The sequence below is a fragment of the Vibrio sp. 10N.222.46.A1 genome, assembly GCF_041473595.1.
GTDB classification, from domain to species: domain Bacteria; phylum Pseudomonadota; class Gammaproteobacteria; order Enterobacterales; family Vibrionaceae; genus Vibrio; species Vibrio tasmaniensis_A.
This window is the reverse complement of record NZ_JBFRSN010001020.1, coordinates 1-2,576: the sequence shown is the minus strand read 5'-3', so window position 1 is coordinate 2,576 and position 2,576 is coordinate 1. Positions and strand designations below refer to the sequence as shown.

Here is a 2,576-nt window from a genome sequence, read left to right as displayed (position 1 = left end):
AATCTCAACATGCCCATTTTTATATCAAACAAACTAAATGAATAAAAATATAAAAAATTTGGATTTTTTAGAGAATAGAACAAAAAACAACCAGCAAGATTGCCTTATGAAACAATAAGATAGGGAATTGACAAGCGAGTGTAAGCGGTAAGTAAGAGAGTTCGAGCAGTATGTAAGCCAATGTAAGAGTGGCGCCCTATTAGAGCGCCACACGAAAAGCCTTTACTTTACAGCTCAAGCTTTTATTTTATAGCTCAAACTTAAAGCTTTAGAAGAACCTTAACTGAGCTATCAACTAAAGAGTCATCGATATAAGCAATTTTGTTTGAAGAGCTAGCTACCATGTCTTTCGCTAAGCTTTCTTGACCTACAGCTTTAGGTGGTTGACCTTTACCCGTAAATACTCGCTTTGCCCAGTAAGCTTGAAGCTGTGCTTCTGTCTTCTTTGTAATTGCTTGGTGAAAAGTACCCTTAAGTGGGTGACCGTCTTCCAAGTCTACCGCTTCAATCTGTAGAGACTTTGCTTTACCTAGATACAGTTTTTTAACTGTTGAAGCGTCAAGCTCATTCATTGATGGGTTGCCAACAACAACCAAACCAGCGAAAGCGTTCATGCTGCTAAGAAGAGCAGCGGCTACCAATGCTTTTTTAAACATAATTCTCTTCCTTAAAATACCGCGTCAACTTTAACTGTGTACAAGATGTTGTCTTCGTTCTTGTAAGATGCGTTAACTCCACCATTAGTTGAACCGAAGTTGGTTAGGTAGCTAACATCACCTTTCAGCGCGATATTAGGCATAAAGTCCCAACGAGTACCGATGCTGTAAGTTGTGCGTTGGATATTCATGTTGCTAGAGATAGCGGCTGCAGAGCCGAAAGCATATTTAGTAGCAGCACTTGGGTTCTTAACCATGTTTACGTATTGACGTTTAACCTGGTTGTTACGTTCTGCATCGTCTGTCGATTCCATGTGCGCTACAGTTACGTAAGGCGTGAATTCGTTCACACGGTAAGCCGTTGTCAGGTAAGCAGAATCTACATCGTGATAGAAACCTTCAACCGTTGTACGAGTAACTTCTGAAACTAGCGATAGGTTACCGTTGTCGTATCGACCACCAACACCGTAGAACTTCGCATTCTCATCGTTAAACGTTGTGTTTAAAATAGGTGGCTTATTCTTAACGTTCCAGTTTGTTGTTGAGCTTACCACTGCTTGAGCGTAAACCGTACGTAAAGTCCAAGTGTCGTCTGTCCAGTTGATCACACCACCAGCGATGTCATCAAACTGCGTATCAGCATTGTAGCTATGCTTAGACGCTGAAAGCTTTTGTGAACCTACGAAACCTTGGAATGATACTGTGCTGTCGTCTAACTCAACGTCATAGATGAAATCACCACCAGTAAGTGACGTAAGAACCACAGAACCATAAACTTCACTAGGAACGCGAACGCTTGTTTGAGCGTAACCCACTTCTAGGTAGTCAGAGTACATGAACAGAGGAAGACGTAGCTTACCGCCACGGACTGTCAAATTTGGTGTTACTTTATGGCTTAGAAATGCCCACTCAACATCCGGTGTCCAGTTTTCTTTCTTGTTACCGCGAGCAACCATTTGCACTACAGCTGAAGTAGAGTCGTTAACTTCAAACTCACCTTGCAAACCAATTAGAGAACCTTCATCAAAGCGTACTTTGTTTTGTGACTTCATGAAACCATGGCTATTGTTACCAAGTTGCATGTTCAAAGACGCAAAACCATTGAAGCTAAATTTATCAGCGACTGAATTTAGTTCTTTTGCTTCAAGAATAGCGACCTTGTTCTCAAGCTCAGCCAATTTTTGCTCATCTGTAGCGTGTACAGCGAATGAAGTCGCAAGTGCTACCGCTAACGGCAATAAGCGAAAAGAGGAGTTAGTCATTGTTGTTCTCCGTTATACTTTAAATTGTGATGTTGATTTACTCAGCTCTGTAACGATGCCACTCAGTTGGTGACTTAGAGCTTCGAGTTGATCTGTCGACTGAGACACTTGATGAGAGCACTGTCTAAAATCATCCATATGGGTGTGGATTTGTTTTGAAGCACGAGCTTGATGCTCTGTAGTACTTGCAATTTGTTTGTTGAGCTCGGTAATTTCTTCTACCTGGCCACTAATTTCTAATAGATAGTCACCAGCGTTTTGCGCGTCTCCAACCGCCTGTGACGAGCTCGCTAAGCCTTGGTCCATAGCGCCAACAGCAGCGTTAGAGCCGGACTTAAGGTCGACCAACAGGGCATTAATTTCTGTTGCTGATTGTTGAGTATTGTTCGCTAACACGCGCACTTCGTCGGACACAACAGCAAAGCCTCGGCCATGTTCACCAGCTCGCGCAGCTTCAATTGCAGCATTTAGTGCTAATAAATTCGTTTGCTCAGCGACACTTTGTATTGTGTTTAGTATTGAGCCAACATTGCTTGCATTCTGATCGAGTTCTTTCAACTTACAGGCCGTATCACGGATGTTTGTCGCAAGCTCTTCAATTTCTTTACTCGTTTTAAGAACCACTTGTGTTCCTGTTTGAGCACTAGAATTGGCTTTT

At 42.3% G+C, this 2,576-nt stretch carries 3 protein-coding genes; all 3 read right to left on the bottom strand.

The annotated features are described in order from the left end of the window. Positions 1-260 precede the first annotated feature (260 nt). Positions 261-656 carry a phosphate ABC transporter substrate-binding protein gene (locus tag AB4496_RS23260; protein ID WP_009846438.1) on the bottom strand — a complete coding sequence of 132 codons (396 nt, stop codon included), beginning with the start codon at positions 654-656 and terminating at the stop codon, positions 261-263. An 11-nt stretch (positions 657-667) separates the two neighbouring features. Next, positions 668-1,918, bottom strand: coding sequence for a hypothetical protein (locus AB4496_RS23255; RefSeq protein ID WP_102257347.1), 1,251 nt, complete (start codon positions 1,916-1,918; stop codon positions 668-670). 12 nt (positions 1,919-1,930) lie between these two features. After that, the coding region (locus AB4496_RS23250; RefSeq protein ID WP_372132131.1) for a methyl-accepting chemotaxis protein at positions 1,931-2,576 on the bottom strand (646 nt) is incomplete at its 5' end.